The organism is Curtobacterium sp. MEB011 (genome assembly GCF_030209655.1).
In the GTDB taxonomy this organism is placed as follows: Bacteria; Actinomycetota; Actinomycetes; order Actinomycetales; family Microbacteriaceae; genus Curtobacterium; species Curtobacterium poinsettiae.
The window spans coordinates 13490-39937 of sequence record NZ_JARVRN010000006.1 but is presented as its reverse complement, the minus strand read 5'-3'; the positions used below and the strand labels follow the sequence as shown (position 1 = coordinate 39937).

27 protein-coding genes are annotated in these 26448 nt (G+C 71.7%); 13 read left to right on the top strand and 14 right to left on the bottom strand.

Features of this window, described 5'->3' with window-relative positions:
• Positions 1 to 4 precede the first annotated feature (4 nt).
• The 5 genes from QRN30_RS07430 (at position 5) to QRN30_RS07410 (ending at position 3963) form a co-directional block, all read left to right on the top strand.
• Positions 5 to 871 carry an SMP-30/gluconolactonase/LRE family protein gene (locus tag QRN30_RS07430; RefSeq protein WP_201300458.1) on the top strand — a complete coding sequence of 289 codons (867 nt, stop codon included), beginning with the start codon at positions 5 to 7 and terminating at the stop codon, positions 869 to 871.
• Positions 868 to 1470 (top strand): hypothetical protein, encoded by a 603-nt coding sequence (locus QRN30_RS07425; RefSeq protein WP_284760767.1) that lies wholly within the window; start codon positions 868 to 870, stop codon positions 1468 to 1470. Before QRN30_RS07430 ends, QRN30_RS07425 begins: the two co-directional genes overlap by 4 nt.
• Positions 1471 to 1521: 51 nt before the next feature.
• Positions 1522 to 1890 carry an SdpI family protein gene (locus QRN30_RS07420; protein ID WP_082046784.1) on the top strand — a complete coding sequence of 123 codons (369 nt, stop codon included), beginning with the start codon at positions 1522 to 1524 and terminating at the stop codon, positions 1888 to 1890.
• Positions 1891 to 1912: 22 nt separating this feature from the next.
• Positions 1913 to 2746, top strand: coding sequence for an acyl-CoA thioester hydrolase/BAAT C-terminal domain-containing protein (locus QRN30_RS07415; RefSeq protein WP_197068609.1), 834 nt, complete (start codon positions 1913 to 1915; stop codon positions 2744 to 2746).
• A 209-nt stretch (positions 2747 to 2955) separates the two neighbouring features.
• The gene (locus QRN30_RS07410) at positions 2956 to 3963 is read left to right on the top strand and encodes an SPFH domain-containing protein (protein WP_284760955.1); all 1008 of its coding nucleotides are present in this window, start codon (positions 2956 to 2958) and stop codon (positions 3961 to 3963) included.
• A 24-nt stretch (positions 3964 to 3987) separates the two neighbouring features.
• Here the strand turns inward: QRN30_RS07410 and QRN30_RS07405 are convergent, their stop codons facing one another.
• The 9 genes from QRN30_RS07405 to QRN30_RS07365 form a co-directional block, all read right to left on the bottom strand.
• A complete protein-coding gene (locus tag QRN30_RS07405) occupies positions 3988 to 4131 on the bottom strand; it encodes a hypothetical protein (protein ID WP_502869532.1) in 144 nt (47 codons plus the stop codon).
• A gap of 51 nt (positions 4132 to 4182) precedes the next feature.
• A complete protein-coding gene (locus QRN30_RS07400; protein WP_194590128.1) occupies positions 4183 to 4497 on the bottom strand; it encodes a DMT family transporter in 315 nt (104 codons plus the stop codon).
• The gene (locus QRN30_RS07395) at positions 4497 to 4844 is read right to left on the bottom strand and encodes a DMT family transporter (protein WP_111024483.1); all 348 of its coding nucleotides are present in this window, start codon (positions 4842 to 4844) and stop codon (positions 4497 to 4499) included. Before QRN30_RS07395 ends, QRN30_RS07400 begins: the two co-directional genes overlap by 1 nt.
• Positions 4841 to 5455, bottom strand: coding sequence for a TetR/AcrR family transcriptional regulator (locus QRN30_RS07390; RefSeq protein ID WP_284760765.1), 615 nt, complete (start codon positions 5453 to 5455; stop codon positions 4841 to 4843). Before QRN30_RS07390 ends, QRN30_RS07395 begins: the two co-directional genes overlap by 4 nt.
• Positions 5456 to 5589: 134 nt before the next feature.
• Positions 5590 to 6858, bottom strand: a complete 1269-nt coding sequence (locus tag QRN30_RS07385; protein WP_056071139.1) for a sugar ABC transporter permease — start codon at positions 6856 to 6858, stop codon at positions 5590 to 5592.
• Positions 6855 to 7619 carry an ATP-binding cassette domain-containing protein gene (locus tag QRN30_RS07380; protein WP_111038920.1) on the bottom strand — a complete coding sequence of 255 codons (765 nt, stop codon included), beginning with the start codon at positions 7617 to 7619 and terminating at the stop codon, positions 6855 to 6857. Before QRN30_RS07380 ends, QRN30_RS07385 begins: the two co-directional genes overlap by 4 nt.
• Positions 7620 to 7749: 130 nt before the next feature.
• Complete coding sequence (locus QRN30_RS07375; protein ID WP_042540478.1) at positions 7750 to 8865, bottom strand: sugar ABC transporter substrate-binding protein; 1116 nt, start codon at positions 8863 to 8865, stop codon at positions 7750 to 7752.
• A gap of 187 nt (positions 8866 to 9052) precedes the next feature.
• The gene (locus QRN30_RS07370) at positions 9053 to 10225 is read right to left on the bottom strand and encodes an ROK family transcriptional regulator (protein ID WP_056071133.1); all 1173 of its coding nucleotides are present in this window, start codon (positions 10223 to 10225) and stop codon (positions 9053 to 9055) included.
• Between the two features lie 116 nt (positions 10226 to 10341).
• Positions 10342 to 11277, bottom strand: a complete 936-nt coding sequence (locus tag QRN30_RS07365; protein ID WP_284760763.1) for a ketopantoate reductase family protein — start codon at positions 11275 to 11277, stop codon at positions 10342 to 10344.
• 78 nt (positions 11278 to 11355) lie between these two features.
• On the opposite strand from QRN30_RS07365, the gene QRN30_RS07360 reads away from it, so the two are divergent.
• Positions 11356 to 11922: a TetR/AcrR family transcriptional regulator gene (locus QRN30_RS07360; protein ID WP_262118572.1), complete on the top strand. Its 567-nt coding sequence runs from the start codon at positions 11356 to 11358 to the stop codon at positions 11920 to 11922.
• 35 nt (positions 11923 to 11957) lie between these two features.
• Here the strand turns inward: QRN30_RS07360 and QRN30_RS07355 are convergent, their stop codons facing one another.
• Complete coding sequence (locus QRN30_RS07355) at positions 11958 to 12917, bottom strand: hypothetical protein (protein WP_017886940.1); 960 nt, start codon at positions 12915 to 12917, stop codon at positions 11958 to 11960.
• Positions 12914 to 13561 carry a MerR family transcriptional regulator gene (locus tag QRN30_RS07350; RefSeq protein WP_017886941.1) on the bottom strand — a complete coding sequence of 216 codons (648 nt, stop codon included), beginning with the start codon at positions 13559 to 13561 and terminating at the stop codon, positions 12914 to 12916. The genes QRN30_RS07355 and QRN30_RS07350 overlap by 4 nt, the downstream gene beginning before the upstream one ends.
• Positions 13562 to 13899: 338 nt before the next feature.
• Between QRN30_RS07350 and QRN30_RS07345 the strand changes: the two genes are divergently transcribed.
• The 6 genes from QRN30_RS07345 (at position 13900) to QRN30_RS07320 (ending at position 18645) form a co-directional block, all read left to right on the top strand.
• A complete protein-coding gene (locus tag QRN30_RS07345; RefSeq protein WP_017886942.1) occupies positions 13900 to 14469 on the top strand; it encodes an alternate-type signal peptide domain-containing protein in 570 nt (189 codons plus the stop codon).
• A complete protein-coding gene (locus QRN30_RS07340; protein ID WP_017886943.1) occupies positions 14466 to 15053 on the top strand; it encodes a hypothetical protein in 588 nt (195 codons plus the stop codon). The genes QRN30_RS07345 and QRN30_RS07340 overlap by 4 nt, the downstream gene beginning before the upstream one ends.
• Positions 15050 to 16318, top strand: a complete 1269-nt coding sequence (locus QRN30_RS07335; RefSeq protein WP_284760760.1) for a ricin-type beta-trefoil lectin domain protein — start codon at positions 15050 to 15052, stop codon at positions 16316 to 16318. The genes QRN30_RS07340 and QRN30_RS07335 overlap by 4 nt, the downstream gene beginning before the upstream one ends.
• Positions 16315 to 16959 carry a signal peptidase I gene (locus tag QRN30_RS07330; RefSeq protein WP_284760759.1) on the top strand — a complete coding sequence of 215 codons (645 nt, stop codon included), beginning with the start codon at positions 16315 to 16317 and terminating at the stop codon, positions 16957 to 16959. The genes QRN30_RS07335 and QRN30_RS07330 overlap by 4 nt, the downstream gene beginning before the upstream one ends.
• A 175-nt stretch (positions 16960 to 17134) precedes the next feature.
• Entirely contained in the window at positions 17135 to 17728 is a 594-nt protein-coding gene (locus tag QRN30_RS07325; RefSeq protein WP_042540505.1) for a MarR family winged helix-turn-helix transcriptional regulator, read from the top strand.
• Positions 17725 to 18645 carry an NmrA family NAD(P)-binding protein gene (locus tag QRN30_RS07320; RefSeq protein ID WP_284760757.1) on the top strand — a complete coding sequence of 307 codons (921 nt, stop codon included), beginning with the start codon at positions 17725 to 17727 and terminating at the stop codon, positions 18643 to 18645. The genes QRN30_RS07325 and QRN30_RS07320 overlap by 4 nt, the downstream gene beginning before the upstream one ends.
• Here the strand turns inward: QRN30_RS07320 and QRN30_RS07315 are convergent.
• The 3 genes from QRN30_RS07315 to QRN30_RS07305 form a co-directional block, all read right to left on the bottom strand.
• A complete protein-coding gene (locus tag QRN30_RS07315; protein WP_042540463.1) occupies positions 18614 to 18922 on the bottom strand; it encodes a hypothetical protein in 309 nt (102 codons plus the stop codon). The two genes, QRN30_RS07320 and QRN30_RS07315, sit on opposite strands and share 32 nt — an antisense overlap.
• A 5-nt stretch (positions 18923 to 18927) precedes the next feature.
• Entirely contained in the window at positions 18928 to 19173 is a 246-nt protein-coding gene (locus QRN30_RS07310) for a hypothetical protein (protein ID WP_284760756.1), read from the bottom strand.
• A gap of 374 nt (positions 19174 to 19547) precedes the next feature.
• Positions 19548 to 25019 (bottom strand): discoidin domain-containing protein, encoded by a 5472-nt coding sequence (locus QRN30_RS07305; protein ID WP_284760754.1) that lies wholly within the window; start codon positions 25017 to 25019, stop codon positions 19548 to 19550.
• A 151-nt stretch (positions 25020 to 25170) separates the two neighbouring features.
• Between QRN30_RS07305 and QRN30_RS07300 the strand changes: the two genes are divergently transcribed.
• A complete protein-coding gene (locus QRN30_RS07300) occupies positions 25171 to 26325 on the top strand; it encodes a low temperature requirement protein A (RefSeq protein WP_284760752.1) in 1155 nt (384 codons plus the stop codon).
• Positions 26326 to 26448: the final 123 nt, after the last annotated feature.

The following is a 26448-nucleotide window of genomic DNA, read 5'->3' as shown; positions in this document are numbered from 1 at the left end:
ATCCGTGCACATCACCCTGGATTCTGCGACCGACATCGTCATCTCCGGCATCCGGTTCCCGGAGGGCAACCGCTGGCACGACGGGCGGCTCTGGTACTCGGACATGCACACCGGCGAAGTCTTCTCGGTCGACCCGTCCTCGACCGACGGCCCCCGGCTCGAGGCCACCGTCGACGGGCAGTCGTCCGGACTCGGGTGGCTGGCCGACGGACGTCTCATCATCAGCTCGATGGAGTCCCGCACGGTCGTCGCCGTCGAGCCGGACGGCAGCACCTCGGTGTTCGCCGACCTGTCCACGATCGAGTCGTCGCTCGTGAACGACCTGGTCGTCGACGCCCAGACCGGCCGGACCTACATCGGTGCCTTCGGCTACGACCTGTACGCGGGCGAGGAACTGCGCCCCGGCCCGCTCTACGTGATCGACCCCGACGGCTCCGTCCGTCTGGCCGCCGAGGGCCTGGTGTTCCCGAACAGCGCCAACGTCCTGCCCGGCACCCGGACCCTGGTGGTCAGCGAGACGTGGGGCGGCCGGCTCACCGCGTTCGACATCGAGGACGACGGTTCGTTGACCGGGCGTCGGGAGTGGGCAGCCCTGCCCGGCGGCGTGACCCCGGACGGCAGCACCGTGGACCGTGACGGTGCCGTCTGGGTCTGCTCGGTCGACACGGGGGAGTTCCTGCGGGTCGTCGAGGGCGGCGAGGTGACCGACCGCGTCGACGCGCCCGGGGAGTGCGCGATCGACTGTGCGCTCGGTGGCGAGGACGGTCGCACCCTCTACCTGGCGACAGCCGACAGCTACGACCCGGCCGTGACGGCGACGACGCGCTCCGGCCGGATCAGTTCGGTCCGGGTCGAGGTACCCGGGTGGTGAACCCGAGCGACCTCGCCGAGGCGACGCGGCGCGCGGAGCACCTGGTCGAGCACGGGCCGACCGTGGTCGTCATGTCGCAGCAGGCGGGACTCGCCGCGCTGTCGGTCCTCTGGGTGGCCGCCACTGCCCCCGCCGCCTTGCGGCTCAGCATGCTGGTCTGGTTCCTCCTCGCCGTCGCCGGAGCGGTCGTGGCGGTGACCGCCTGGGTCCGCGCTCGACGGCACCGCAGGCTGCTGCCCTACATCGTCGACACGCCCGAACGGCCGCTCGGCGCGCTCACCCCTGCGGACCGCAAGTCCGTGACCCGGCAGTTCAGTGGGCGGGCCGCGATGACGCCCGAGACCATGCCGCTCGTGCGGGCGCTGCTCGCGTGGCAGCGACGGTCGACGCGGATGGCGATCCCGGCGCTCATCGGTATGGGCCTCGGCCTCCTCGGCCTGGCGGGGTCCGCACTCGCCACGCTGGGTCCGTGGCGCTGGCTGTTCGTCGTGCTCATCGTCTGCGCTGCAGCGTTCGTCACCGTCTTGTCGATGATCGAGAAGCGGCGGCGCGACTGGATCCTGGCCGAGATCGATTCGGCAGGCGCGCCGGTCTCCTGACCTCGCGCGCGCCGCCTCCACCGCGCGTTAGCGTGGTGCGGGGAGGCCGTGATGGACAGTCCAGGTTGGTGGGCCGCGATCGGCTGCGCCGTGCTCCTGCTCATCGTCGAGGCGGCGATCTGGGGCATCGTGTCGATCGCTGCAGAGGGCCTGGGACGGAACCGCGCAGCGGGTATCCGACTGCCGTCGCTCATGCGGAGCGACGCTGCCTGGCACGCCGGACACCGGGCCGCCCGCCGGGTCATGCGGCCGTTGCTCATCGCCGCCGCGGTCGTGGCGATCGTGTCCGTACCGGCCCAGCTCATCCCGGTGCTCTACGTGGTGCTGCTCGGGCTGTCCCTGGCGACCACGCTGGCGGCGCTCGTCGTCGGTGCGGTGTCGGCGTCCCGTGCTGCGAACAGCGTTCCTCGCGACGATTGATCGGAGCGGCCATGCTGGTCCCGTGCAGCGAATCGGGCTCAGCGACCCAGAAGGTGTTCGGTTCGTCCCTCCCCGCGGATCGGGGACCGGCGTCCTGGTGCTCGCGGGGTCGAGCGGGCGGATCGACGAGGACCGCGCGCGGGTCTTCGCGGAACTCGGGCACGTCGCTGAATCGATCCGGTGGTTCGGGGGAGCCGGCCAGCAACCGGGACCGTGGTCCGTCCCCCTCGAGCTGTTCCTCGCCCGTATCGACGATCTCGAGCGGACCTGCGATCGGGTCTGGCTCGTCGGGACGTCCCTCGGGGCCGAGGCCGCGCTGGTCCTCGGCGCCCTCCGCCCCTCGGTCGCGGGTGTCATCGCGTTCGCGCCCACCGACGTGGTGTGGCCCTGGCCGGACGACGAGGGCGTGGAACGATCGCACTGGACCCTCGACGGCTCGCCACTGCCGCACGTGCCGTTGGCGTGGGACACCTGGCGGCGGGAAGAACCACCGCGCTTCCGATCGCTCTACGAACACTCGTACGAAGCTGCCGCGGACCGGGTTCGGGCAGCGGCGGTACCCGTCGAGCGGATACCGCAGCTCGTCCTGATCGCCGGTGAGGACGACCAGGTCTGGCCCAGCGCCCAGAGCGTTCGCCGCATCGCAGCTCGGCGAACCGCGGCCGGGCACACCACGACCGTGGTCATCCATCGGCACGCAGGGCACCGGGCAGTCCTGCCGACCGAGCCGGTCGTGGCCGGAGGGATCGCGATGGTGCGCGGCGGTACCGCCACCGCCGACGCGGCGCTCGGGCTGACGGCACTCGAGACGATCCGGATCGCCCTTGCTCAGGACCGCTTCCGTTCATCGAGCTGACCGCAGGGGCTGTCTGTCGCCGATCGGTGCGAGGTTGCACACGTGGTGCGAGGCATCAGGCTCGCACCACGCGTGCAACCTCGCACCAGGCGGAACCAGCGCCACGCGTGACACGCGGCGCGACCCCACCCGCCACCACGCGCACCCGCGTCACCCGCACCCCTCCGCGTACGGCAGACTCGACGGACCAGCATCCAGGAGTGATCGTCATGTTCGTCGCCGCCATCGTCTTCCTCGTCATCGCGCTCGTTGCGCTCTTCTTCCGAACACGCACCTACTCCACCGCCGCGCGCCCCGCCACACCCGGTCGCGAGGCGCGTCCCGCCGTCACCACGCGCCGCCCGAACCTCATCGCCGCGTGGACCGCCGCCGCCGCCGGGGTCCTGTTCGTCGGACTCAAGCTCGGCAGCACCCTGTACGCGCAGGACACCGGTGAGTCGAAGGTCCAGGTCGACATCTCCGGCAACATCGTCGGGCAGACCACGGACTCCGGGTTCCACTTCAAGGCGCCGTGGGCCACGCTGCACACGTTCAACATCCGGAACCAGACCGTCACCTACATCAACGCGGTCAACGGTTCCGACTCGGACAACAACGGCAACGTCCGCTCCGGCCCGTACGTCACGGTGCAGGACCAGGACGGCGTCTCGTCGAACGTCAGCCTGAACCTGCAGTACAGCATCGACGCGAAGTCGGTCACCGACATCTACCGGTCCTACAAGACCGAGGAGAACTTCAAGACGCAGTTCATCGGCAACTCGGTGCGCAGCGTCGTCCGCCAGGTCCCGAACGACTTCACGACGATCGAGCTCATCACCAAGCGCGGCACGGTCGAGAAGGCGATGATCCAGGCGCTCGAGGCCCGGTGGAAGGGCTCCGGCGTGCACGTCGACAACTTCGCGCTCCAGGAGATCACGCCGCCGAAGTCGGTCATCGATGCCTACGCCACCGCGCAGCAGGCGCAGATCCAGGTCACGAAGGAGCGCGCGCTCCTGGACGCCAAGAAGGTGCAGGCGCAGCAGCAGGTCGCCGAGGCGCAGGGGCAGGCCGACGCGAACGAGGTCCTCAACGAGCACCCGCTGTCGGACGCCGCCCTCAAGCAGCGCGAGATCGAGGCCCTCAAGAGCGCCGGCGACAACGGCTCGCTGATCGTCGTGCCGCAGGGCACGGACAACATCCTCAGCCTGCCGGGGACCTCTGGCTCGAAGAGCAAGTGACGGCGGCGGGCCCCTGCACGGCGCTCAGTGCCCGAGTTCGACGAGGAGCACGCCGGCGATGATCAGCGTGATCCCGCCGAGCATGAGCGCCGTGAGTGGTTCGCGGAAGAGTACGCGTCCGAGGACGGCGGTCAGTCGGTGCGAGGTTGCACACGTGGTGCGAGGCATCAGGGTCGCACCACGCGTGCAACCTCGCACCAGGCGAAATTGGCACGGCGCTCAGTGCCCGAGCTCGACGAGGAGCACGCCGACGATGATCAGCGCGATCCCGCCGAGCATGAGCGCCGTGAGCGGTTCGCGGAAGAGCACTCGTCCGAGGACGGCGGTCAGGGCGACGCCGGTCGCGGCCCAGATGCCGTAGGCCACCCCGATCGGCAGGCCGAGCGTCAACGCGACCGCGAGCAGGCTGAACGCGGTCAGGTACCCCGCGACGACGGCGACGTACCAGACGCGTTTCCCGTCCGTCGCGAGCTTGAGGCTGATCGTCGCGCCGACCTCGGTGACGATCGCGATCGCGAGCAGGACCCACCCCATCAGCGGGCCTCCTGCTCGCGACGTGCCAGCGCCCGCTGGGACCCGATCTCGACCAGGAGCACGCCCACCGCGATGAGCGCGATCCCGATGATCATCGTGAGCGTCAGGGCCTGCCCGAACAGGACGGCGGCGAGCACCGCGGTCAGCGCGACCCCGGACGCGCCCCAGATGCCGTAGGCGACCCCGACGGCCATGCCGCTCCGGAGCACCCGGATGAGCATGACGAAGGCGGTGACGTACCCGACGGCGACGACGGCGTACCAGGCGGGTTGCTCGACGGCCGCCTGCATCGACAGGGCTCCCGTGACCTCGGCGACGATCGCTGTCCCGAGGAAGAGCCACTTCACGAGGCACCGCCGCCGACGAGGCTGGCGATCGCCCGAGCCGCCGTGGCGACGGTCTCGGAAGCGGCGGTGTCGTCACGATCGGCGAGCCACGACCCGCTGACGCCGTCGGCGGTCGCGATGAGCAGGCGTGCGACCTGCTCGACGGGTACCGCCCACGTGATCCCGTCCTCGCTCGACCAGGCGTCGACGTGCGCGCGGACGGCTTCGAGGTACGCCCCCTGTTCCCACACGGCGAGCTCTGCCAGGTCGGCATCGCGACGGGAGTGCGTGACGAGTTCGACGAGGGCGAGTGCGGTCGCCGGGTCGCTCTTGGTCTGCCCGAGGTGCGCCGCCAGGCCCGCGGCGATCCGCGCCCGTGGAACGAGCCGTGTGGTCGGCGTCGCGAACGCGGCCGCCATCGCGCCCCGCAGCTGTCGTTCGAGCACCGCCCGGAACAGCGCCGACTTCGAGGCGAAGCAGTAGTGGAACGCGCCGTGCGGCAGTCCGGCGGCCGTGGTGACGGCGCGCGTGGTGAGCGCGGCGATCCCGCCGTCGCGCAGGACGGCGATCGCGGCGTCGACGAGTTGCTGCCGCCGTTCCTCGATGCTGCGGTGCTCTTGGTGGAGGGTCATGGACCGACCGTACCGCCGGACTTGGCCAGATGGCCAAGTACGGCAGTGAACTGTCAGGGACGACGGACGGGAGGCACGGTGCCAGCTGGCGCCGTGCCTCCTGTCCGCCGACGTGGCGGGGTCCAGGGCCCCGCTCAGGCCGCGCCATGACTGGCGCGGCTGCGCCGTGAGAGCGAGTCGATGATGACGGCCAGCAGCAGGACCGCGCCGGTGATCATGTAGCGGATCGACGAGTCGAGGCTCAGCAGGGTGAGGCCGTTCGAGATCGACTGGATCACGATGATGCCGAGCAGGGCCGACCAGGCGCTGCCGCGGCCGCCGAACAGGCTGGTCCCGCCGATGACCGCGGCGGCGATCGCGTTGAGGTTCGTGTCGCCGGCACCGGACGACAGGCTCGCCGAGTTGAGGCGGGCGGCGGCGAGGATGCCGCCGACGGTGGCGAAGAGCGAGGTCAGCATGAAGACCGAGATGTAGATGCGGTTCACCCGGATGCCGGAGCGCCGTGCAGCCTCGACGTTGCCGCCGACCGCGAAGACCGAACGGCCCCAGCGGGTGCGCTTGAGCACGAAGTTCATCAGCACGACCAGCACGATGAAGAACACGAACGAGGTGCCGGTGCCGAAGTCGCGTGACAGGTACCAGACCATCAGCGCCAGGCCGAGGAACAGGGCGACGGACTTCACGATCGTCAGGGACACCGCCCCGGTCGACAGTCCGGCGCGACGGCGACGGGCAGCGCGGCGGATCTCGGTGAAGAAGAGTCCTCCGGCGGCCAGGACGGCGAGCAGGTAGGCGAGCCACGGCGGCAGGTACGACGCAGAGGCGAACTGCACGATCGGCGAGTCGTACGGCAGGTTGATCGAGCCGTTCGGGCCGAGGATGAGCAGCTGCAGCCCGAGGAACCCGAGCAGACCGGCGAGCGTGATGACGAAGCTCGGCACCCCGAAGCGGGTGAACAGCAGGCCGTAGAGCAGGCCCGCGGCGGCGCCGACGGCCAGGGCGACGGTGATCACGAGCCACAGCGGCCAGCCGAGCGTCGTGAGGCCCTGACCGAGGATCGCGGCGGAGAGCCCGCTGACGCTGCCGACGGACAGGTCGATCTCGCCGAGCAGCAGCACGAGGACGATGCCGATCGCGATGGTGCCGACCGCGGCGCACTGCAGGGCGAGGTTGACCAGGTTGCCCGGGGACAGGAAGTCGGGGGAGAGCGCCTGGAACACCGCCCAGATGACGATGAGCCCGACGACCACCGGCAGCGAGCCGATGTCACCGCCGCGGACCCGCCGGACGAACGCCTTCGCCGCGCCGCCGATCCCCTGGTCGCGCAGGAGCCGCTCGTCCTGCAGGTCGGCCGCCGAGGGGGTCGGGGTCGCCGCGGTGAGGGTCTCGTCGGTCTTGCTCATGCGCTGGTCTCCTGCTCGGTCCGGGCGGCGGCGCGACGGGTGACGGCGTTGTCGGTGGCGCCGGTGATGGCCGCGATGATCTCCTCGTAGGAGACGTCGTCGATGCGGAACGTGCCGTTGTTGCGCCCGAGCCGCAGGACCGCGACCCGGTCGGCGACGGCCTGCACGTCCGCGAGGTTGTGGCTGATGAGCACGACGCCGAGGCCGCGCTCGCGCAGGCGTTCGACGAGGTTCAGGACCTCGGCGGTCTGCGCGACACCGAGTGCGGCCGTGGGCTCGTCGAGGACGACCACCTGCGGGTCGCCGATCAGTGAACGGGCGATCGCCACGGTCTGCCGCTGCCCACCGGACAGCGACGCGATGGGGATCCGCACCGACGGGATCCGGGCCGCGAGCTGCTGCAGGAGCTCCCACGAGCGGCGCTCCATCTCCTCTTCGTCGAGGAACGGGTGGGCGATCTCGCGGCCGAGGAACAGGTTCGAGACCACGTCGAGGTTGTCGGCGAGGGCGAGGTCCTGGAACACCGTCGCGATGCCGAGGGTCTGGGCCGCCGCGGGGTTCGGGACGGTGACCTCGTCGCCGCCGAACGTGATCGTGCCGCCGTCCGGCGTGTAGACCCCGGCGAGGATCTTCACGAACGTCGACTTGCCGGCGCCGTTGTCGCCGACGATGGCGACCACCTCGCCCGGGTAGACGTCGAAGTCGATGTCGCTGAGGGCCTGGACGGCGCCGAACCGCTTGGTGATCCCGCGCAGGGACATCACCGGTTCGGCGGAGGGGTGTGCTGCTGGTGACGCGTTGCTCACGGGTGTCGTGCTCACGGGTGTCGTCCTCGATCGGTGAGGCCCGCCCGGTCCGCAGTCGGGCCGGGCGGGCAGAGGGGGGTCGGACCTACTTGATACCGGCGCTGTCGCAGGCCGACTTGTACTGCGCGGTGCAGATCTTCGACACCTCGTACAGGCCGTCCTTGACGACCGTCGACTCGACGTTGTCCGTGGTGACGGCGACCGGGTCGAGCAGCGTCGACTGGACGCTGGCGCCGCCGGCGGTGTCGACGGTCGTGTCGCCCTTCGGGGTCTCACCCTTGGCGAACTGGATCGCCAGGTCGGCGGCCTTCGACGCCTCGGGCTTGAAGGCCTTGTAGACGGTCATGTACTGCTCACCGGCGAGGATCCGCTGGATGCCCGCGAGCGAGGCGTCCTGCCCGGTGACGGGCGGGAGCTCGGTGACGCCGGCCGACTTCAGGGCCGCGATGACACCGCCGCCGGTGTCGTCGTTCGCCGCGTAGACGCCCGTGATCTTGTCCTTGCCGAGCTTGCTGATCTGGCCGGCTGCCCAGTCCTGCGCCTTGGCGGGGTCCCATCCGGGGGTGTCGTACTCGGCGAGCACCTTGTAGCCGCTGTCGTCGATGACCGAGTGGGCGCCCTTCTTGAACTGCGAGGCGTTGTTGTCGGTCGGGGAGCCGTTCACCATGATGATGCCCGAGCCCTCGGGGACCTTCTTGGCCTTGAGGGCGTCGACCAGGGCCTGCCCCTGCAGCTCACCGACCTTCTCGTTGTCGAACGAGATGTAGTAGCTCAGGTCGGGGCTGTTGATGAGTCGGTCGTACGAGATGACCGGCACCTTCTTGGCCTTCGCCTGCTGGACGATGGACGCAGCGGCCTCGCCGTCGAACGGGTCGAGGACCAGGACCTTGACGCCCTGCGTGAGCATCGACTGGGCCTGCTGCAGCTGCTTCGACGCGTCGCCGTCGGCGTTCGCGTAGATGACGGAGCAGCCGCTGCACTGCTTCTTCACCTCGGCGGTGAAGAGCGGGCGGTCGGCGCTGGCGTACCGGGCGGTGACGGAGTCGGGCAGGAGCAGGCCGATCTTGGCCTTCGACGCGTCTCCGCCGCCTCCGCCGGAACCGGTCCCGGCGTCCGCGCCGTTGGAACAGCCCGCCAGGGTGGTGATCGCGAGCAGCAGGGCGCTGACGCCCAGCATCGCTCGTGTGGTGGATTTCTTCATTGAAACGTCCTCCAACAGTGGACCGCCCCCATCGGCGGTGCCCTGAGTGTGACAGTGAGCGTTCTTGGCTGCAAGAGTTGAACGCAAGGACCGCGTGCCGTGACGAAAACGTTATCCGGTGGGCGCGGAGCGGTGCGGCCGGTGCAACACGGAGCGCCCCGGCCGGCACGCCCCGGCGCGGGTCCGCCTAGCGTGCGCGCGTCACGTCCACGGCCTCGATCGCCAGGGCCAGCGCGCCGGTCACCGAGGCCTTCTCGCCGAGCTGTCCCTGCACCACGTCCGGGGTGCCGTCGACGTCGACGATCAACGACGACTCGAGGGCGTGCCGCATCGGGCCGAGCAGCAGCTCCCCGGCACGGGCGAACTCGCCGGTGACGACGACCCGCTCGGGGTCGAGGACGTTGCACAGGCCCACCGCCGCCGAACCGATCGCCCGCCCGGCCTCGGCGACGGCGCGCATGCAGACCTGGTCACCGGCCATGGCGCGCAGGATCAGGTCCGCCAGCTTGAGGGTGCCGACCTCGTCGCGCACGCCCTCGAGCACGGCGGGTGCTCCGGCGATCGCCTCGAGGCACCCGCGGTTGCCGCACCGGCACAGCGGCCCGTTCGGCAGGACGGGGGTGTGCCCGAACTCGCCGGCGATGCCGTGGTGCCCGCGGAACAGGTGCCCGCCCAGCACGAGTCCGGCGCCGATGCCGTTGCCGACGTCGAGCGTCACGACGGTGTCGCGACCCCGGGCGGCGCCGCTCCGGTGTTCGGCCAGGGCGGCGAGGTTGGCCGAGTTGTCGACCTGCACGGGCTTGTCCATCCGCCGGGCGAGTGACTGGCCGAGTGCGATGCCGTCCCAGCCGCGCAGGATCCCGCCGCGCGCCGTCATCCCGGTGCGGGCGTCGATCGGGGCGGCCACGGCGAGGCCGACGGCGAGCACCTCGTCCATCGACGACTCGATGGACTCCGCCATGTCCAGCACCAGCAGCGCGGTCTTGTCGAGCTCGGCATCGGCCCGGTGGTCGCGGGCCAGGGGCATGTGCCGCTCGGCCAGCACGGCGCCGTTCAGGTCCGACAGCGCCAGCCGTAGGTGCCGCGGTGAGACGTGCACCCCGGCGACCAGCCCGAGGCCGTGCGGCAGGGTCACGCGGAGCGCCCGGCGGCCGCTCGAGGTGCTCGGCGTCGCGTGCAGGGCGCCGGTCGCGACGAGCTCCTTGACGATGTTCGACACGGTCGCGGGGGAGAGTCCGGTGACCCCGGCGAGCTCGACCTGGGTCAGCCCGCCGTGCCGCTTGACCGCGCTGACGACCCGGCCCCGGTTGGCTTCACGCAGTGAAGCTTGGTTCCCCGGACTGCGGCGCGGCTCTGACACGGGGACAGCGTAACGGGCGGGTCCGGAACGCTCGCCGTGCCGGACTGGAGGCTCGGTGCCAGCTGGCACCGAGCCTCCAGGCCGTTGCTGGTCGCGTCCACCGCCCGCACCCGTCGTCAGGCGCGTCGCGCCGCCCGGTCGAGGCGCGGGGTCGGGATGCCCAGGGCGGCGGCGGTCCGCCGGACGTCCTCGAGGACCGCCAGGGGTTCCGCGGCGGTCGGGTCGTCGTGCGCGGCGAGGCTCGCACGCGCGATCGGGACCAGCGCAGTGCCCGCGGCGACGAGCGTTGCCGACGTCCCCGGCAGCCGGACGGGCAGCGTCGTGGAGCGGTGTCGGGAGAGGTCGACGCCCCGCGCCTCCAGCACCGGGAGGAGTTCCCGCCCGATCCGGAACGCCTCGCGGAGCGCCCGCCGATCCCCGACCATCGTCGCCAGACCACCGCTGTGCAGGGCCTGCGCGAACATGCCGGCGTCGAGCACGACGTGCAGCCACAGCCACCCGCGGATGTCGTCCTCGTCCTGCACGGTGAACCCGGCCCGCTGGAACACCGACCGCACGAGCTCCTGCCGGCCCGGAGCCGTGCCGGTCGTCCCGAGCCGGACCGACCGGAGGACGGCACCGTGCAGGACCCCGTCGGCGTCGAACCCGCCGCCGGCGCCCGGGAACCCGAACAGCACCCGGTCCGCGGCGAGCGGTGCGACCGCGGCGAGTGGTTCGTCCCACACGTTGCCGAGGACCAGCACCGTCGCGTCACCGATGTGGGGCGCCAGGGAGCTCACGGCATCCTGCAGCCGATGGTGCCCCACGCTGACGACGACGAGGTCGTACGCGTCCGCCGTCTCGATCGACTCGACCAGTCGCGTCGGCGACGTCGTCCGGGTCCGCCGGCCCAGGGGGCCGCGGCGGCCGTCGATGACGTCGGTCTGCACGGTGTCGCCGTACTCGGCCGCGCGCCCGGGCCGCACCAGGTGGTCGACGTGGTGTCCGGAGTGCTGGAGGGCCTGGCCGTAGATCGTCGCGATGACGCCCCGTCCGAGCATGAGGATCCGCATCAGGCACCTGTCCGCTAGTCTGGAGACGATCTCCACTTGGAAGATATGGAGATCGTTTCCACTTGTCAAGGAGTGCCTGTGCCGGACGAGCAGCCGATGCCCGCCGAGAAGCCGATGCGTGCTGACGCCCGACGGAACCGCGACGCGATCATCGCCGCTGCCCGGACGGCGTTCGAGCGTGACGAGCAGCTGCGCTTCGACGACTTCGCCGGACGCGCCGGGGTCGGGGTCGGCACCCTCTACCGGCACTTCCCGACGCGTGCAGCGCTGTCGGCGGCGGTGTACCGGGGCGAGGTCGATGTCCTGTGCCGGCGTGCTCGCGACTCGACGCTCCCCCCGGGCGAGAGCCTCGACGACTTCCTGCGCGGGTTCGTGGAGTACGTGGTCGACCACGCGGGGCTCGCGCGCACCCTCGCAGCCGTGGTCGACGCCACCACCCAGGCGGAAGGCGGGGGAGAGCTCGAGCGGACGCTCGCCGAGCTGCTGGCGCGCGCGGCCGCCGACGGTGCCATCCGGTCCGACGTCACCTCCGGCACGGTGCTCATGCTGCTGCACGGCATCGGGGCCGGGATCGATCGCCCCGGGTGGGCGATGGAAGCCCGTGCTGCCGCCGACCTGGTCTCCCGAGGGCTCCGGGCCCGCTGACCGGCGACCGGTGGGGTCGTCCGGCCCGCGACCCGTCAGCGCAGTCGCCCCACCGGAGCGGTGCGGGCGCGGAGCAGGACGGTCACGCTCGCGGCCGCGGCGAGCAGCACGAGTGCCCACGCCGCGGTTGCCACCACGCCGTTGGGGTGGACCACCGACTGTCCGACCGCGGCCTGCACGGTGAGGAGCACGGTGCCCGCTGCCCACGCGACCGCCACGATGACCACGATCCGCACCTGCGTGGTCTGGTCTGCCAGCCACAGCAGGCGCCGACCGGCGGCGGCGAGCACGAGCGCGACCAGCGGGAGTACCTGCAGGGCGTGCATGCCGACGAAGTGGGCGACGCGGTAGTCACCGGCGACGGTGCTCCACCCGAGCAGCGGCACCCCTGGGCCGCCGTCCGCGATCCCCACCGTGTGGGCGCCGACGATCCCGTCCGGAGCAGTGAGCTGGGTGGGGGTCGGGCCGGTCATCAGGAAGGCGACCCCGATGCCGACGAGTGCGATGACGGCACCGGCACGGACGGCGATCGTCAGCGCCGGGGTCGGCAGGCGCAGGAAGAACAGGGCGATCGAGGTGACGAAGGTGCAGAGGTAGAGCGTCGTGATCGCCACCGCCATCACCGCCCACACGACCACGTGCACGCTGTTCGACACGTTGAAGTGGCTCGTCGTGCCGGTCGCGGCGGCCCACACGATCAGTGCCTGTTCGACCACCAGGGCCACGGCGACCACGGTGCCGAGCCGCCGAGCGAGCGTCCGCCACTTCGGCAGGTGGGCGATGAGCCACGCCCAGGTGACGGCGTAGAGCAGGATCGACAGCGAGAACTTCAGCGGCTTCGCCCACGCCGGTGCCCCCAGGATGGTCCGGGGGTCCACGACGAGGCCGACGACGCAGACCGCGGTGGCCACGACCATCAGGCCGGCCACGGCCATGAGTGCCGGGTGCCACGCCACCGCTCGGCGCACGGCGGCGATCCGGCCTGGCGCGCTCATGCGCCGGCCTCGTCCGTGTCGGCGACGGGGAACAGGTCGTGGGTGGCGTCCTGCTGCGCCAGGCGCCGGAGTCCCGCGAAGAGCGGATCACCGAGGACGGTGCCGATCACCATCAGCTCCGCCATCGCGGTCCGGCCGTCGCGGTGCTGCAGCGCGGCGACGTCGGCACGTGCCGCGCTCGCCGCTGCCGACACGTAGGCGTCGAGGTAGTCGTCCGGGGCGTCGAACCCGATGGTGCGCAGCCCGTCGAGTGCCCGCGCCGCGGTCTCGAGTCCCGGGTTGTCCGACGTCGCGCACCAGCCGGCGGCCGACACCCGTTCCTCGATCCGGGCACGTGCCTCCGGCGTCGCCGCGGACTCGGGGGACCGCGGGGTGGTCATCGCGTACTGGGCGACGGCGAAGACCTCGGCCAGCGGTGCCGTCTCGGCGTCCAGCACGGCGAGGACCTGCTTCGCGACGGCGACGGAGAGCCCGCCGGTCTCCAGGAGTGCCCGGACGAGCCGGACCCGCTCGACGTGCCGGTCGTCGTAGGCGGTCTGGTTCGGCGCGGACTTCTCACCAGGGGGCAGCAGGCCCTCGCGCTGGTAGTACTTGACGGCGGTGACCGGCGTCGACGACGCTCGGGCAAGTTCGGATATTCGCACTATCGGAGAGTAGCGCTATCTGAACCTGCCGACAAGGGGCGGCGGACCGTTGCCGATCCATGAGGGACCGTCAAGCTGTCAGTCCGCCTGTGCCTCCGCGCAGTTCGGCACGTGGGTCGTTGTCATGTCATACTCAGCGCAGCAGCAAGGTCGGCCGTCGGCCGGTCACTGCTCGCAGGGTTCGTCTCCTGCACCTGCCACTCCCAGCAGGTCGAGCACCACGTCCCTCGGTCGATGCGCCGCCCCCTCACCAGGGGCCGGCTGCCACCAGCTCATCGAGCTGTTCGACTGGACATGGTCGACGCGTATCCGACGTCCGACGTCGTAGAGAGCACACCATGCAGAAGATCATCACCGCCTCGATCATCGGCGCCGCTGGCGTCGCACTCCTGCTCGGAGGCGCCGGGACGTTCGCGCTCTGGAACTCCAGCGCAGCGACCGCCGGGGGCCACATCGTCGCCGGCGCGCTCGCGATCAAGCCGACCACGCAGGCGGCGAGCTGGACCGTCAACGGTGGGTCGCCGCTCTCGACCCTGGACGGCTACCCGATCGTGCCGGGCGACGTCGTCACCTACTCGCAGGACATGGTCGTCACCGCGAACGGCAAGGGCTTGAAGGCGACCCTGGCCGTCGATCCGGCTTCGGTCGAGGCCACCTCGACGTCCGCCCCCGCCGACGTCGCGCTGGCGAAGTACCTGTCGGCGAACGCCGTGCTCACCGCGAGCGGTGACGGGGTCTCCGGTGCCGGTGCGCCGTACACGGTGACCGGGCAGACCGGCTCGCAGCAGGACGTCCGCGTCGGGGTGACCATCACGTTCCCGAAGAGCACCACCGCCGGTGTCGAGGACGGCATGCAGAACGGGTCGGTCGACCTCGACGCCATCGCCGTGACCCTGACCCAGGCGTGAAACACCGGCGCCGTGGGGCTGCGCTGACCGGCTGGCCGGCGGCGACGTTGCTCGCCGTCGCCGCGGTGGGGGTCGTGGCCGTCGTCGCGATCTCGACCGACGGTGGCACGTTCGCACTCCTCAGCGCCCGGTCGTCCACTCAACCGGCGACGATCACTGCCGGCTCGGCGGACCTGTCGCTGAGCAGCCTCACGCTGCCGTCTGCACCGCTGTACCCGGGCGCCACCGAGTTCGGCGTGGTCACCGCGACGAACACCGGGGACGTCCCGCTCGACCTCGGTGTCGCGACGGGACGTGCCGGCACGACGACGGCGTCGGGTTCGGCGTCCGCCGTGCGCAGTGACCTGCGGGTGACCGTGGGCGCTGCGACGTCGGCGGCTGCGTGCCGGTCCGGCAGCGTGCGCCCCACGTGGTCCGGCAGCCTCGACTCCACCTCGCCGCGGTCCGCAGGCATCACCCTGCGGCCGGGGGCCGACGTCGTCCTGTGCCTCGCCGTCGCGATGCCGGCGGACGCGGCCGCCTCGCAGCAGGGCCTCAGCGCCGACTTCACCACCACCATCAGCGGGACGCAGGCAGGATCATGACCGACAGCACACGACGTCGACGAGTGCTCCTGCTCGGAGCGACGGCCGCCGCGGTCGTCGCGATCGAGCTCGCGGGCGGCGGGACTGCCTGGGCGACCTGGACCGCCCCGGCGCAGTCCGTCCGGGCCGCCGCGACGACCGGCTCCGTCTCGGTCGGCATCCGCGGTGTCGAGGATCTCGCCACCACGTACTCCTCGGACGCGCTGACTCACACCGCGCTCGTCACGGTGTCGAACTCGGGGTCCGTCCCCGCGGCCACCACGTTGACGCTCGCCGCGACCGCCGGATCGGCCCTGTCGAGCGCCGTCCAGGTCGACATTTGGCAGTCCACCAACGCCAACCCCTGCTCCGGCGCTCCGTCCAGTGCTGCGATCACCGGTTCGGGCGCGACGATCGCCCCTGTGGTCGCCACCCTCGCTGCCGGTGTCAGCCGTTCGACCTGTGTGCGGACGTCGGTCAGTCAAGGGCAGCGCTTCGACCTGTCCGGAGGCGCGACCACGCTCGACGCGACCGTCACCGCCCGACAAGGGTCCTGGACCGGCACCGCGCACGCCCGCGCGGCCCAGGTCATCGCCGACACCGTCACACCGTCCGTGCCGTCGAAGACCGCCGAGACGGACAGCAGCATCACGCTCACGTGGGCAGCACCCGCGGACACGAGCGGCATCGGTTCCTACGCCGTGTACCGGGACGGCGTCCTGGTCCGCGTCGTGCCGGCGTCCGTCCGGTCCTTCACCGACACCGGGCTGCTGGTCTCGAAGTACTACGCGTACACCGTGCGCTCGGTCGCCACGGGCACGGGCGGCAACGCCTCGCCGATGTCGCCGGGCATCCAGCACGCCACCGGGTGGCTCACCGCCACCAGCCGCTACGTCCTGCGGAACGACGCCACCGGCACGTGCATCGCCAGCGGGGGGACGGCCTCCGGCTCGCCGATCGTCACGACGTCCTGCACGACGAGCGCGACCCAGACCTGGCAGTTCACGCCCGAGGAGTCCTGGCTCCGGGTCACCTCACCGTCGAACTCGTCGCTGTACTGGGACGCCCCGAGCGACCGGTCCGCCGTGCTCCGTCCCGTCAACGACATCAGCGCCCAGAAGTGGACGGCCGAAGCGGTCGGCGCGGGCAGCGGGCTCTTCCGGTTCCGCAACCGGAACGACCTGTGCCTGACGGCGTCGAACGGGTCCGGCAGCACCAACACGATGACCGTCGCCGACTGCAGCACGTCCGCCCTCCAGCTGTTCTCGTTGCGATCGACGTCGTGACGTCCGCGCCGCCGGAGCGGGAGCAGGCGCCGGTCACCCGCTGGTCGGGCGCACTCCGGCTGCTGGGGCAGACGGTCGCGGTCCTGCTCCTGATCGCCGTGGTGGGGATCGCCGCGCTGGCGATCGCGGTGCCGCGGATCACCGGGTCGGTGCCGCTCACCGTGCTGACGAGCTCGATGGAGCCGGGGATGCCGCCGGGCACCCTGGCGGTCGTCCGCCCGGTGGACCCCGCGGACATCGGCGTCGGCGACATCGTCACCTACCAGATCCGGGTCGACCGGCCCGGGGTGATCTCGCACCGGGTCGTCGCCATCGCCGTCGGTGCCGACGGTCGCCGCCTGTTCACCTTCAAGGGTGACAACAACGCAGCCGTCGACCCCGAGCGGGTCGTCGCCGCGCAGGTCATGGGCCGGGTCTGGTACTCGATCCCCGGACTCGGTTTCGTGAACACCGCCGTCGACGGCGACGCCCGCGCGTGGCTCGTGCCGACGCTGGGCGCCGCGATGATCGGCTACGCCCTGTTCCTGGTGGTGCGGTCGGTGGCCTTCACCGGAGCCCGCGGAACGTCGCACGGACGTCGCCGACGAGCAGGCCCGGCTGTTCGAGCATCGCGAAGTGCCCGCCGCGCGCGACCTCGTTGAAGAACACCAGGTCGGTGTACCGGCGTCGCGCGTCGACCAGTGTTCGACCAGCAGGCGTCGGCGCAGGTCGTCGAGCTCTGTCCGGGGGACGTCGATGGTGAACGGGGTGATGCGCTCCGTCCTGATCGCAGATGTTCTTTGAACAAGACGATCTTGTTGCGGTACGTTCTTCGCCATGGACAGTCCGATGCCGACCGATGCGCTCCCCGAGATCGACTGGGGTGCCGAGGGGATCGAATCCGAGCTCGGGTGGGCGCTGCCGCTGGCGCTCCAGGGCTTCACGCGGCTGGGCAGCGAAGCGGTCGCCGACGTACCGGGCGGTCCCCGCGGCTACCAGGTGCTCGTCGCGACCACCACCGAGGAACCGTCGTCGCAACTCGGACTCGCGCAGCGCCTCGGGATCGACAAGACGCAGATGACCTACATCGTCGACGCGCTCGAGACGGGCGGGTTCGTCGAACGCCGCCCCGCCCCGACGGACCGGCGGGTGCGGCAGGTCCACCCCACCGACGCCGGCCGGGCCCTGCTCGCCCGGACGCGGTCCGCCCTGCGCAGCGCCGAGGGCGTGCTCATGCGGCACCTCGACGACGACGAACAGACGACGCTGCGCCGGCTGCTGGCCCGCGTCGCCCTCACCGCCGGGCTCGGCCCCGCCGGACCCGACCACGCCGACCCCTCGTTCGAACACCCCCTCGCCGTCCCGGAGCGATCCCGACGGCGCACCACGACGACCACGTCGACCACCACTGCAGTGAGGCCCCGCCCATGACCACCACCATCCTCGTCGCCGGCGCCACCGGTGACCTCGGGCACCGCATCGTCCGCGAACTCACCCAGCACGACGTGCGGGTGCGGGTCCTCACCCGGCCCGGCAGCACGACCGCCGACGAGCGCTTCGGGGACGACCCCCGGGTCGACATCGTCACCGCCGAGTACAGCGACCACGACGGCCTGACCCGGGCCGTCAGCGGATCCGACGTCGTGGTCTCCGCCGTGAGCGGGACCCGCCCGGTGATCGTCGACGCCCAGCGCGCGCTGCTCGCGGCGACCGTGGCGGCGGGCGTCCGGCGGTTCATCCCGTCCGACTACTCCGCCGACTACCGGCGGATCGCACCCGGCACGAACCGCAATTTCGAGCTGCGACGCGAGTTCGCCGCCGACCTCGACGCCGCCCCGGTGCAGGCGACCTCGATCCTGACGGGCATGTTCACGGACCTGCTCACCGGTGACGCCCCGATGATCCTGTTCGGCCGTCGGCTCGTGCTGTTCTGGTCGTCGGCGGACCAGGTGCTCGACTTCACCACGAAGGACGACGTCGCCCGGGTCACGGCGCTCGCCGCGCTGGACGACGATGCTCCGCGGGTGATCGAGATGGCGGGCGACCGGGTCACCGCCCGCGACGTCGCGCTCACCATGGGCGAACTGACGGGGGAGCGCTTCCGGCTGCAGTGGGCCGGCACCACCGGCACGCTGTCCGCGATGAGCGCCGTCGGTAGGCGTCTGTCGAAGAACCCGGACCAGACGTTCCCGGCGTGGCAGGGGATGCAGTACTTCGTGAGCATGTTCAGCGGGCAGGCGGAGCTGCACCACGTCGACAACGACCGCTACGGCGTGCAGTCGTGGACGAGCGTCCGTGACGTGCTCCGCGCACACCTCAACGCGCAGGGCCACCCGGCGACGGACTGACGGGCGCGGTGCGCGGTCGTCGGCGGCGCAGCAGGAACGCGAGCCCGACGACGACGACCGGCACCAGCGTGAGTGCGGCGAGCCAGACGAGGACGTCCCACTCGGGCGAGAGCGGCACACCGAGTGCACTCGACGACGTCCGCCAGACCTGGTCGCCGGGCCCCTCGTGCTCGTCCATCCCCGTGACCGGGAACAGCAGTGCCGTCACCAGCGCCCAACCCACCAGCACCACGACGGCGATCAGGGTCCACGGGCGCGAAGCGGACTGGGCCGGCATCTGTGTCACCGGGCCGCGGCACGCGAGCGCTCGGCCCGGGTGCCCCACCACGTCGCGACCAAGGCTGCTGCCCCGAGGGCGAGCCCGACGACGCCTGATCCGAGACACGGGATGAGGACGAGGCCGAGGCCGATGTTCGCCCCGCCGCCTTCGGGGCCGAAGAACGCCTCGTACATCAGGGCACCGACGCCGAGGAACCCCACGGCGAGGAGCACGGTGCTGACCCAGTGGAGTGTGCGGGCTGTGGTCATGGTGGTCGTTCCCCTCGGGAGTGCGGTTGACGAATCCTCGCACGGTCGCTCCGCGACACATTCCCCGAGCGGCATCAGTTGATCCGCACGCGTTCCACCGTGCGCTCCGTCCTGTCCGCGATCGGTTACTCAACCATGCCGCACGCCGGACCGGACCGGTGTCTCGATCCTGCAACGACTCAGTCGTGCCGACAGGCGGACTGGAGGCCCGGTGCCAGCTGGCACCGCGCCTCCAGTCTGCCGGTTGGTCGCGTCCACCGCTCGGACCGAGTCGGACGCCGGAACCTGCGGACGGCGGTCAGGTGGTCCGGATCGTGGAGGCCTTCGCGACGACGTCGCCGCCGGACAGGTGTGCGGGAAGCGGGGCGTCAGCGCTACCGGATCTCGAGCTCGTACAGCGAGTAGCCGTACGGGGTCGCCCGCTCGACGCCGTGCACGCGGACGTACCGCCACGAGCCGTCCAGGGCGTGCCGGTCGGTCCCGCCGTCACCGTCGGTCTCGGTGGCGAGCGTCGTCCACCCGTCGTCGCCCGCGTTCCGCGCCTCGATCCGGTAGGAGCGTCCGAAGGCGTCCTCCCACCGGAGCACCGCTCCGTGCAGGCGCTGCGGTGCGCCGAGGTCGACGGCGAGCCACTGGTCGTCGGTGCGCCCGCTCGCCCAGCGCGATCCCGGGTCGCCGTCCACGGCGTTCCGTGCGGGGACGCCGTCGCCCTCGTCGGCCGACGACGACACGGTCGCCCGTCGTGCCAGGTCCGGCGTCGGTTCGCCCTGCGTCGAGGTGACGCGGAGCGCCCAGAGGGAGACGCCGAACGCGGTGTGCCGGCGGTCCGCGACGACCCGGACCCAGCGGCCGGTGACGTCGTCGCCCTCCAGCCGGTGGATCACCTCGCCGCCGGTCCCGTGGGCTTCTTCCGCGACGGTCCGCCAGGGGGCGTCGGCGTCGTCGCGGACCTGGACGCGGTAGGCCTCGGCCCACGCGGCCTCCCAGTCGAGCTGCACCTGGTCGATCGGCACGACCTGCCCGAGGTCGACCGCCAACCACGCACCGTCGCGTGCTGCGCTGGCCCACCGGGTCCGGGCGTCGCCGTCCACCGCGTTGCCGCCGGACAGGTCGCCGCGCTCGTCCGACGAGGTGGTGACGGGCTTGCCGGCGGCCACGTCGCGAGAGCGGGCGGGTGCCGTTCCGCCGTCGTCGTCACCGTCGGTCGCCTCGTCGAGGGTCGTGACGGTGGCCGTCCCGGATGCTCCCGGCACGGTGGCCGTGACCGTCGCGGTCACACCGCCCTCGGCCGCTGCGGTGACGACACCGTCCGGTTCGACACTTCCGCCGCCGTCGACGGCCCACTCCGGGCGGTCCGCGGCGAGCCGCCCGCCGAACCCGTCGTGGTCGAACCCGTAGGCCGCCATCCGGACCGTGTCACCGGCGCGGACGGTCGTGGTGCGTGGTGCGACGAGCACGTCCTCGACGTCGACGGTCGAGGCCGCCGGGGTGCCGGACACGTGCACCTCCCAGATGGAGTACCCGTACCCGGTGAGGCGGTCGGTCAGGTGCAGGCGCACGAACCGGGCGGTCTCGCCCACGGGCACCGTGTCCGCGTCGGCGGTGGTCTTGTCGACGGTCCGCACGTCGCGCCAGGGGCTGTCGGCGGTGTCCCGGACCTGCAGCACGTACCGGGCGGCGGCCGCGTTCTCCCAGTCCACCCGCACGGTGTCGACGTCGGTCAGCCGCCCGAGGTCGATCGTGTAGTCGACCTCGTCCACACCGTGCGCGCTCTCCCACCGGGTGCTGCGGTCCCCGTCGACGGCCTTCCCGGCGACGTTGCCGCCGTCCGAGGAGCTCGCGTCGACGTCGGCACCCGCTGCGGCGTCGGGGATCGACGTCACCGAGGCGACGACCGCCGAGCCCTCGACACCGCCACCGGTCGCGACGACGTACCCGGAGCCCGCGGCTGTGGTCGTCACGGTGCCGTCGCTCCCGGCGCTTCCGGCACCGGTGTACGACCAGGTGACGTCGGCGGGCAGGGCCGCCGGGTCGCCGTACTGGTCGTGGCCGGCGGCACGGAACCGCTGTGGCGTCCCGACGACGAGCCGGTCGAAGCCGGGCGTGACGTCGAACCCGGTGAGGACCGGTGCCGGTGCGACCCGGAAGGCGTACGACCCGTGCACGCCGCCGATCGTGGCGGTGACGGTCGCCCGCTCCGCGCGCTCCGATGCACGGTGGACGCCGTCGGCGCTGATCGTGCCGGTGTCGGTCGACCAGGTGACGTCGTCCAGCGCGACGGTGGCGCCGTACTGGTCGTAGCCGGTGGCGGTGAAGGTCGTGGTCGCACCGGGGACGATCGTCTTCGGGGCTCCCTGGGCGCTGACGACCACCTCGGTGAGCCGCGCGTCCAGGTGCGAGGTGATCTGCGTCTGCGCCGGGACCGCGATCTGGCCGATCACCTCGGCGCCCTCGTAGACGTCGTACGTGTGCTGCACGGTGTCGGGGTTGTCGAGCACGTAGCTGATCGTGCCGTCGGGTGCGCGGAACACCTGGCTGAGCGGGTCCGAGGTGTGCCGGTCGGTGACCTCGGTGCCGACGGTCCGGTTCGACATCGCCTGGTGGTACACAAGGCCGGCCATCGACTGCCCGGTCACGGCCGGGTCGTCGGCCTTCCACAGCGCGGCGTGCACGTCGGCGTAGGTGTCCGGGTCGTACTGCCCGAGGAACCCGAGGACGACGTTGCCGAGCGCGTCGCCCATGCCGCTGAACACCCGTGCGGCGTGCTCGGTGTCCTCGCCGGGCGTGTGGTCGGTGAGGTCGACGCCGTACAGCTGGTCGATGGTCCGGGTGTCGGCGCGGAAGTCGTCCACCAGGAACGGCATCAGCGGGGACGGGGTCGGCCAGTCCTGGGGCCTCCGGTCGGCGGTGGGGCCGTCGAGCTCGGCGGGCACCAGCGAGTCGGGCAGGTTCTCCGGGGTCCAGTACCGGTCCGGGAACACCACCCGTCCGTCGTCGTCCACGCTCACCAGCAGGGTGTCGGTGGCCGGGTCGTACAGGGGGTTCGCTGCGGTTCGTCGGGTGACGTACCCGGGGTGGTTCGTCTCGACGGCGCGGATCGCGTCCTGCAGCTCGCCGATCGCGGCCGGCCGGTCACGGGTGATCTTCACGTCGCCGTAGCTGCCGACGCCCCACCACTTCTTCGTGAGCATCTGGATGCGTGCCGCGTTGCCGTCGGTGACCCCGGCCTGCCCGATGGACTCCGGGCGGGCGGCCATCATCTCGGCCATCAGGGCCTTCGAGAAGCCGGGATCCCAGCCGAAGTAGTCGAACCACGGGGCGATCGGCATCCACTGGATGCCGGAGATCCAGGCGGGGTCGCCGGAGAAGTACGTGGCGTGGGCCTGCCCGGAGTCGAACAGGATCCCCGCCTGCCCGTGCTCGTACTCGTCCGGGAACGCGCCGTTGCCGTCGTACGACGCCGAGGCAGGGTTGCCGCGGGCGTTCTGCCAGTACGCGCGGACGGCGGCCCGCTCGGTGACGTACTGCACCGCACCGGCGGCCTGCATCTCGTCGTCGCCCAGGACCGAGCCGAGCAGGAAGAGCCCCGCCTCGGACTGGATCGCCTCGGACGAGGACTCCTGGTTGTTGCCGCCGGGGGACGACACACCACCGGCGTTCGACCGGCCCTCCCAGACCCCGAACGTGCGCATGTGCGGGAACCGGGCGTCGTCGCGGTCCCAGTTCGCGTACTGCTTCGCGACGAGCGTCGCCATGCCCTGGTACTTCGCCGCCCACGCGTGGTCGACCCGGCCGAGCATCGCCGTCGCGACCGCGAAGTAGCCGTAGTGGAAGTGGTTGTCGTTGAACTGCGCGGACCCGTACGAGTCGGCGAACCCGATCAGGGCCTTCCACGTCGGGTACATCGCGAAGAAGTGCTCCGCCTCGCCGTCCGTGTACGTGTACCAGTCGGTCAGGGCGCGCTCGAGGGTGTCCTGCAGCGTCCGGGCGTCCTCGGTGGCACCGATCTGCCGCGCGATCGTCATGTACTCGGCGAGCTGCAGGACGTCCTTGCCGCCCCAGTAGGTGTCCCCGCCGTACGTCGTCTTCGCGGCGTAGTCGTGCAGGTACTCGCGCATGATGCGCTCGGAGTACGGGTCGTCGCCGACCGCCTCGGGTGTGGCGCCGATCGGGGTCATGCCCGTGAACGCGTAGTCCAGGGTCCAGCCGCCGTGGCCGACGGTGGTCCGCATGGTGCCGCGCGGGGTCTCGTACGTGGCGCCGGTGAAGCGCAGGTTCGTGGTGGCGTCGGCGTACTGGTGCTGCAGCCAGCCCTGGACGGTGTCGTGGCTGTCGCCCTGCAGCGTGTCGGTGCGGATCGACCACTGCTGACGGACGTTCGCCGCCGCCGGGTCGTACGCGTACGTCATCGTCGTGTCACGGGGGACCGCGAACGCGGTGCGGTGCAGGTCGTCGAGGGACAACCCCTGCTCGGGCACCGCACTGAGCACCAGGTAGGGCGTGCCCGACGAGGCCTCCAGCGTGTTCCCGACCCGGGTGAAGGTGGTGTCGTCGGGGGCGTGCACCCCGAAGACGTGGCCGTCCTGGCGGATCTCGAACCGGTCCGTCGTCACCGGCAGGTCGAGCGGTTCGCCGTCCCCGTCGGTGATCTCGGCGCCGTCCTGCAGGGTCAGGCGCGGGGTCATGCCGTGGAACTCGAACCACTCGTACGGCGAACCCTGCACGCTCGTGACGTCCATGTACTGTCCGCCCGGGCCGTCCTGCGGCATCCGCCAGCTGACGTTCCAGTCACCCCAGCGGAGCGCGTCGGCCTGCTTCGCCCGGAACGTGGTCGCGAAGCGCTCGGCGAGGCCGTCCGGGGCGTCGGTGAGCAGGACCTGGTCGACCAGGACGTGTGCCCACCCGGCGCGCAGGTCGTCCACGATCCGCAGCTGCGCGGACTGCCCCCGGTGCGCGGAGACGTCCCAGCTGTCCCACCGCAGCTGTTCGCTGTCCGTCCCGGTGCTGCTCGCCACGACGTCGCCGTCGACCAGCAGCTGCACGGCTTCGTGGTCGGGGTGCCGGCCACCGCCGACCAGGAACGCCAGGGTCGAACGGTCGATCGTGAACGCCGGCGACGTGAGGGTGCCGGTCGCGCCGTCGCCGTCCTCGTCGCTGAACGAGTTCAGGAAGCGTCCGCCGAGCCACCCGGAGACCGCGCTCTGCCCGGCGGCCGTCCCCGTGGCCGTTGCCGTGAACGCGTCACCGGTCGCGGTCCAGCCGCCAGGCAGCCCGTCCTCGAAGTCCGCCAGGGTGCGGTCGCTCGCGTCCGGGCTCGGTTCGACGGTCCCGCCGACCGTCACCGGTGCCTCCAGACGCATCGCCGTGCCGTCGCTGTTCCACCGCGTCGGGATCGTGAGCTTCGTGCCGGCGGCACTGTTCGACGAGACGAACGGGTACGCCCACATGTCGCCGGAGTACTTGCTGACCAGCAGGTCCGTCCACCACTGGTTCGTGGGCACCGGCTCGCCGGCCTTCGACGGATCGATGTACAGCTCCTGGTCGAGCGTCTTCCGCACGTCCGCGATGTCGGTGATCTCGTCGGGCGGGGCCGGCGCGTAGGAGCCGGCACCCACCTGCACGCCGTCGGCGGCGGGACCGACGCGGGACGAGCCTCCAGGCTGTCCCTGCGGTGCGGCAACCGCAGCACCCGGATCAGCCGGCGACCGCCGGGTGTCGGACGTCGCGGCGTGCGCCGTGGTGACGGCGGACGCCAGCAGTGTGGCGACGGTCAGGGCGCCGGCTGCGGCGCTGACGGCCGCTCGGCGGAACGACCTGGGACGGACGGCGGGACGCGGTGAGCTCACCGGGACTCCTGTCGGAACGGTTCGGCCGCGCACGACGTACACGGCCGTGGACGGCGGGGTCTGGTGGTGCTGGGCCTGCACCCGGACAGATCGGCAGCACCGGTCCCGCCGTCAGCAGTCCGCGTTCTGGGGATGCCCTACCGTTGGCCCCATGCCGACCATCGGACTGCGCCGGATGGTGCCGCGGGACCCCGACCAACGACACCGGGCAGCGAGTCCGCTCGAGCTCCTGTTCGACCTGGTGTTCGTCGTCGCCGTGGGGTTCGCCGCCACCAACCTGCACGAGATCGAGGTCGAGGGGCACGTCACCTCGGCCGTCCTGGCCTACGGGTTGGTGTTCTTCTCGATCTGGTGGGCGTGGATGAACTTCACCTGGTTCGCCACGTCGTTCGACACCGACGACTGGCTCTACCGGGTGATGACCTTCGTGCAGATGGCGGGGGTGCTCGTCCTCGCCGCCGGGGTGCACGCGGCCATGGTCGAGGACGACTTCACGATCGGCGTCATCGGCTACGTCGTCATGCGGCTGGCGCTGGTCGGGCAGTGGATCCGCGCCGCCGTGTCCTCCACCCGCTCCCGCCGCACCGCCGTCCTGCACGCCGTCGGCGTCACGGTCGTGCAGCTTCTCTGGGTGCTCTCCCTGGCCCTGCCCGACGAGGTCTGGGGGTACGCGGCACCGTTCCTCGTGCTCGCCGAGCTGTCCGTGCCGATCTGGGCACAGACCTCGACGGGGACGACCCCGTGGCACACCCGGCACCTGGCCGAGCGGTTCTCGCTGTTCACCCTCATCGTCCTGGGCGAGGGACTGGTGGCCTCGGCCGGTGCGGTGATCGACGCCCTCGCGCACACCGAGCACCTCGGAGCCCTGCTGGCGCTCGCCGGCTGCGGACTGGTGATCACCGGCGGGATGTGGTGGATCTACTTCTCCCGCGAGCAGCACGCGCACATCCGCTCGCTGCCCACCGCGCTCGTGTTCGGCTACGGCCACTTCTTCGTCTTCGCCGCCGCCGGCGCGCTGCCGGCCGGCATCGAGGTCGCGGTCAGCGCCGACGCCGGACACGTCGCACTGTCGTCCGCCTCGGTCGCCGCGACCGTCGCGGTGCCGGTCGCGGTGTTCGTGCTGTCGATCTGGGCGCTCGCGATCCGGCCGTCGTTGTCCACGCGGGCCAACGCCGCGGTGGTGGCCCTGGTGCTCGTCGTCCTCGCGTCGATCGCGGTGCCGGCGGTGTCGCTGCCGCTCACCGCGCTCGCCGTGGCGGCGGTCGTCGTGACCCTCGAGGTCGCGTCCGCGCGGACCGACACCTGACGGACGACGGACGGGAGGCGGGCCCCAGCAGCCGGTACCGGCGCGACGCGCCAGCGGCGGGACGACCGTGCCTGGAGGGACGGTGCCAGCTGGCACCGTGCCTCCCGTCCGTCAGGTGGTCGC

What these genes read in the sequence shown, in the direction of transcription:
- QRN30_RS07420 (WP_082046784.1), top strand. Translation starts at nt 1,522, where the DNA reads ATGGACAGTCCAGGTTGGTGGGCCGCGATCGGCTGCGCCGTGCTCCTG.
- QRN30_RS07410 (WP_284760955.1), top strand. Translation starts at nt 2,956, where the DNA reads ATGTTCGTCGCCGCCATCGTCTTCCTCGTCATCGCGCTCGTTGCGCTC.
- QRN30_RS07405 (WP_502869532.1), bottom strand. Translation starts at nt 4,131, where the DNA reads ATGCCTCGCACCACGTGTGCAACCTCGCACCGACTGACCGCCGTCCTC.
- QRN30_RS07400 (WP_194590128.1), bottom strand. Translation starts at nt 4,497, where the DNA reads ATGGGGTGGGTCCTGCTCGCGATCGCGATCGTCACCGAGGTCGGCGCG.
- QRN30_RS07390 (WP_284760765.1), bottom strand. Translation starts at nt 5,455, where the DNA reads ATGACCCTCCACCAAGAGCACCGCAGCATCGAGGAACGGCGGCAGCAA.
- QRN30_RS07385 (WP_056071139.1), bottom strand. Translation starts at nt 6,858, where the DNA reads ATGAGCAAGACCGACGAGACCCTCACCGCGGCGACCCCGACCCCCTCG.
- QRN30_RS07380 (WP_111038920.1), bottom strand. Translation starts at nt 7,619, where the DNA reads ATGTCCCTGCGCGGGATCACCAAGCGGTTCGGCGCCGTCCAGGCCCTC.
- QRN30_RS07375 (WP_042540478.1), bottom strand. Translation starts at nt 8,865, where the DNA reads ATGAAGAAATCCACCACACGAGCGATGCTGGGCGTCAGCGCCCTGCTG.
- QRN30_RS07365 (WP_284760763.1), bottom strand. Translation starts at nt 11,277, where the DNA reads ATGCGGATCCTCATGCTCGGACGGGGCGTCATCGCGACGATCTACGGC.
- QRN30_RS07355 (WP_017886940.1), bottom strand. Translation starts at nt 12,917, where the DNA reads ATGAGCGCGCCAGGCCGGATCGCCGCCGTGCGCCGAGCGGTGGCGTGG.
- QRN30_RS07345 (WP_017886942.1), top strand. Translation starts at nt 13,900, where the DNA reads ATGCAGAAGATCATCACCGCCTCGATCATCGGCGCCGCTGGCGTCGCA.
- QRN30_RS07335 (WP_284760760.1), top strand. Translation starts at nt 15,050, where the DNA reads ATGACCGACAGCACACGACGTCGACGAGTGCTCCTGCTCGGAGCGACG.
- QRN30_RS07325 (WP_042540505.1), top strand. Translation starts at nt 17,135, where the DNA reads ATGGACAGTCCGATGCCGACCGATGCGCTCCCCGAGATCGACTGGGGT.
- QRN30_RS07320 (WP_284760757.1), top strand. Translation starts at nt 17,725, where the DNA reads ATGACCACCACCATCCTCGTCGCCGGCGCCACCGGTGACCTCGGGCAC.
- QRN30_RS07315 (WP_042540463.1), bottom strand. Translation starts at nt 18,922, where the DNA reads ATGCCGGCCCAGTCCGCTTCGCGCCCGTGGACCCTGATCGCCGTCGTG.
- QRN30_RS07310 (WP_284760756.1), bottom strand. Translation starts at nt 19,173, where the DNA reads ATGACCACAGCCCGCACACTCCACTGGGTCAGCACCGTGCTCCTCGCC.
- QRN30_RS07300 (WP_284760752.1), top strand. Translation starts at nt 25,171, where the DNA reads ATGCCGACCATCGGACTGCGCCGGATGGTGCCGCGGGACCCCGACCAA.